Here is a 4,126-nt window from a genome sequence, read left to right on the forward strand (position 1 = left end):
CAGCCATGCCTGCGGGCAAAGCGGACGCTTCAGGCTGGGCTGAGCAAAAAAACTTCCGCATAAGGTTTATGCTTCTCTTTCCGCTCGGCACACGCAAGAAACTTTTCCGTGAACAGCAGAGGGCACAACTTGGGTTAGAACAACAGTCTTGACAACCACAAAAAAAAGGCAGTCCGAAAGGACTGCCTTGAACTGTCTGAAATGCAGATCGATCAGAACTCAATTGGTGCTGCTGACTCCGATTCTTCTGAGAATGTTCTGAAGCATGGACGCATTCCGCACACCTGCTGCCGCTCCCTCCCGTTTACGCTGAATCCTGCGCCGGGCCTCCTGCTCCGCCTCATCGAAGCTCTCGTAGCTCTTCAGAACACCGTCGACACGGGTCAGCTGGAATATTTTTTTCAAATTCTCCCCGGCACCGCAGAGCAGCATCTCGGTTTTCTCCTGCATGGCCTGCATGACTGACAAAATGGCTCCCAAGCCGTTGTCGTCGATGTAGTTCACACCATGCAGATCAAGAATAACAGGACAATCACGCCGCACAGCCTTGTTCCTGAACATGGCTTCTCTGAATGAAGCGGCAGCAACGGCATCCATGCGTCCTGTCTTTGAGCGGACTACAGTGCAGTCACGTTGTGGTGTAATTTCTATTATCATTTCTATATCTCCTCTCCCGGCGCAACCCGCGTTACGGCCCGCCAGCATGTTGTTTCCGAGCCAATTTATGATATTCATTCTTATTTCCTTTTAAGAATACAAAAAAAAATATCTTCTTGTCAAGGTTGAACAGGTATAAATTCCTCACAACATCCTAATAAGAAAAAAACAAAAAAAATATAGCGCGGCATAGAAGTCAAGGCAATACAAAATTTTACTCCAAAGATATAAAAAATTATATATACCTGTTGTTCCATGTTTATTTTTTTACTAAAAATAAAACGATATGGGCGTTTTTCACGCACTTTGCCGCAAGGTGACAGCAGGCTTGCCGACAGCAGGCAATCCGTGATAAACTGATACCTCCTCATGCCGCAATGCTGCGGCTTGCTGGCATCCTTGCAACCATGGAAAAAGTCCGCTCTTCGCGCAGCGGCGTGAAACATATGATGATGAAACAGCTGATGATTGCCCCTTCCATCCTTTCCGCTGACTTCTCCCGCCTTGGCGAAGAGATCAAGGCGGTGGAGGAAGCCGGGGCTGAAGTAATTCATATTGACGTGATGGACGGGCACTTTGTCCCGGCGATCACCATTGGCCCGCTGGTGGTTAAGGCGGCGCGAAAAGCGACTAAACTGCCGCTGGACGTGCATCTGATGATCACTGACCCGGACAAATATATCCAGGATTTCGCTGAAGCCGGGGCGGACTGGATTACCGTCCATGCGGAAGCCTGTGTGCATCTGCACCGGACGCTGCACGCTATCCGCAGCTTGGGCAAGAAGGCGGGCGCGGTGCTCAACCCGGCCACGCCGCTTTCTGCGCTGGAGTATGTGCTGGAAGATGTGGACTTGGTCATGTTGATGAGCGTCAACCCCGGTTTCGGCGGCCAGTCCTTCATTCCCTCCACGCTGGGCAAGTGCCGCAAGCTGCGGGCCATGCTGGATGAGGTCAACCCAGGGGCAGGCATAGAGATAGACGGCGGCATCAGCGCGAAGACCATCAAGGCAATGGCCGAGGCCGGGGCTAATATCTTTGTCGCTGGTTCAGCCATCTATGGCCAGCCGGACTACGCGGCGGTGATCGGGGAGATGAAGGAGCTGGCCGGGTTCCGATGAGCCTGCTGGAGCGGTATCAGCACTGGGGCGGGCTGGTGATGCGGGTCTTCCGCTTCGACCTCCAGACGCATTTCTTCTGGGGCTTCAGCCTCACCCTGCTGGGTGTGCATTGGCCGCCGCTGTACTGCTCCGGCATCTTGGTGAATGTGATCAAAGAGGCCCTTGATCTCTGGAGCAAGCAGCTCTGGAGCTGGGACGACGTGCTGCTGGGCATAGCCGGTTCGCTGACCGCGTTCGGCTATCTCTATTCCGTGGATTTGCTGGCGTGGTGAAAAAGGAGGAAGGATATGACAACGTGGAAGGACTTTGCTGATCTCAAAGCGGTGCAGCGGCTGACTGAACTGGCGCGGAACCCGTACAATCTCGCCCGGCCCGATAGCCTGCCGCCGGAGCGCATTGCTGCCTGTCACACCTCGGCCTGCGGCTTTGACCTCCTCTATGCCACGCAGCGCATTGATGATACGGTGCTGGCTGCCTTGCAGGAGCTGGCTGATGAAGCCGGGCTGCTGGCGCAGTTCCAAGCAATGAAGAGCGGCGTGGTAATGAATCGCATCATCGGTCATGCCAGCGAAGAGCGGCAGGTCTTGCACACAGCCAGCCGGGACGTGTTCAGCGACACGCCGCTTGCGCCAGAAGCCACAGCCCAGGCTAAGGAGCAGCTAATCCGCCTGAAGAGCTTTCTCGCGGACGTGGAGAGCGGCACCATCTGCAATGCTCAAGGCGAGAAATTCACCACCATGCTGCAAGTGGGGATTGGTGGCTCTGATCTTGGCCCCCGCGCTTTGTATGTGGCCTTGGAGAAATACCGCCTGCCCGGACGCAAGGCCGCGTTCATCGCCAATGTTGACCCAGATGATGCCGCTGCCGTGCTTGCCAGCCTTGATCTCTCCCGCACGCTGGTTAATGTGGTGTCCAAAAGCGGCACCACGTTGGAGACCCGCACCAACGAAGAGCTGGTGCGCACGGCCTTGGCCAAGGCGGGCCTGAACCCGCTCCGCCACATGGTCGCAGTGACGGGAGCAGGCAGCCTCATGGATGATCCGGCCCGCTATCTCGCCGCCTTCCACATGTACGACTACATCGGCGGGCGTTATTCAGCGACTTCGATGGTGGGTGGGGTGACGCTGGGCTTCGCGCTCGGCTATGATGCCTTTATTGAGGTGCTGCGTGGAGCGCATGAGATGGACAAGGCCGCCGAGCAACCTGATATCCGCAACAACTTGCCCCTGCTCATGGCATTGCTTGGCATCTGGAACCGCAACTTCCTCGGCTGCAACACTGTGGCCGTATTGCCCTACAGCCAGGCCCTGCTGCGCTTCCCTGCGCACCTTCAGCAGTGCGACATGGAGAGCAACGGCAAGCAGGTCAGCCGCACCGGCACGCCAGTGACTTGGAAGACTGGCCCTATTGTTTGGGGCGAGCCGGGCACCAACGGCCAGCACGCCTTTTATCAGCTGCTCCACCAAGGAACGGAGATCGTCCCAGCGGAGTTCATTGGCTTCCGTCGTTCGCAGCATGGCAGCGACATCACCGTGAATGGCACCACGTCGCAGCAGAAGCTGGTGGCCAATATGCTGGCGCAGTCGCTGGCAATGGCCCAAGGACGCGAGCACGAAAACCCCAACAAACGCTTTAACGGCAATCGGCCCAACTTGGTGCTGATAGCCGAGCAGCTCACCCCATACACAATGGGCGCGCTGCTTGCCCTCTACGAACACCGCATAGCCTTCCAAGGCTTCTGCTGGAACATCAATTCCTTTGACCAAGAAGGCGTGCAGCTCGGCAAGGTGCTGGCCGACCGTTTGCTTGGGGCAATGTCGGGCGAAAAGGAACTCAGCGCAGACGCGCCGGAGAGCAGCTTGTTGAAAGCAGCGGGCATGGCCTTGCCGAAATAAGGCTTGCGTCTGCTCCGGCTGGATTTTGGTGTCTCCATCAACTGATGCTGCATCCCTCCCGCACAAAAGCAGCCTAAACAGCGACAGCTTTGAGAGCAGCGGCGGCCCGATAAACATCGCGCAAGGCGATGGAGCCATCAACCAGCAGATTAGACATCTTGCATAAGCCGCGAATTGAGCTGTGCCGGGCTGATGCATGGGCGAAAGGTTTTTCGTCCCCACGCGCGTCGTCTGGCGAATACCCAGATCAATTGACAAGCACTTGTTGCCCTTATGTTAAAACCACCACTGTCCCTGCAACAACGGCCTCCGCTGGCCGAACACTTCAAGCTGTCATTCTGGCCGCAGGGAGGAAGCTCCTCAGGATCAAGGGAGTTCCTGTTCCGCTCGGCCGCGCTGCTGCGGCAGGGTTCTGCCGGATTTCCCACGCATCGAACGGCTCATATCACGCTTCAT

At 56.4% G+C, this 4,126-nt stretch carries 5 protein-coding genes; 3 read left to right on the top strand and 2 right to left on the bottom strand.

Translation table 11 applies throughout. The features are described from left to right. Positions 1-219 precede the first annotated feature (219 nt). A complete protein-coding gene (locus ACNKID_RS07575; protein ID WP_417912836.1) occupies positions 220-735 on the bottom strand; it encodes an STAS domain-containing protein in 516 nt (171 codons plus the stop codon). 41 nt (positions 736-776) lie between these two features. Further along, positions 777-1,103: a hypothetical protein gene (locus tag ACNKID_RS07580; RefSeq protein ID WP_417912837.1), complete on the bottom strand. Its 327-nt coding sequence runs from the start codon at positions 1,101-1,103 to the stop codon at positions 777-779. 6 nt (positions 1,104-1,109) lie between these two features. On the opposite strand from ACNKID_RS07580, the gene rpe reads away from it, so the two are divergent. Genes rpe through ACNKID_RS07595 form a run of 3 tightly spaced genes read left to right on the top strand, consistent with a single transcriptional unit; the run spans position 1,110 to position 3,670 of the window. After that, positions 1,110-1,775, top strand: a complete 666-nt coding sequence (gene rpe / locus ACNKID_RS07585) for a ribulose-phosphate 3-epimerase (RefSeq protein ID WP_417912847.1) — start codon at positions 1,110-1,112, stop codon at positions 1,773-1,775. Further along, positions 1,772-2,047, top strand: a complete 276-nt coding sequence (locus ACNKID_RS07590) for a hypothetical protein (protein WP_417912838.1) — start codon at positions 1,772-1,774, stop codon at positions 2,045-2,047. The genes rpe and ACNKID_RS07590 overlap by 4 nt, the downstream gene beginning before the upstream one ends. A gap of 15 nt (positions 2,048-2,062) precedes the next feature. Continuing rightward, positions 2,063-3,670, top strand: a complete 1,608-nt coding sequence (locus ACNKID_RS07595) for a glucose-6-phosphate isomerase (protein ID WP_417912839.1) — start codon at positions 2,063-2,065, stop codon at positions 3,668-3,670. Positions 3,671-4,126: the final 456 nt, after the last annotated feature.

Source organism: Candidatus Electronema sp. TJ, assembly GCF_048287355.1.
Lineage (GTDB): Bacteria > Desulfobacterota > Desulfobulbia > Desulfobulbales > Desulfobulbaceae > Electronema.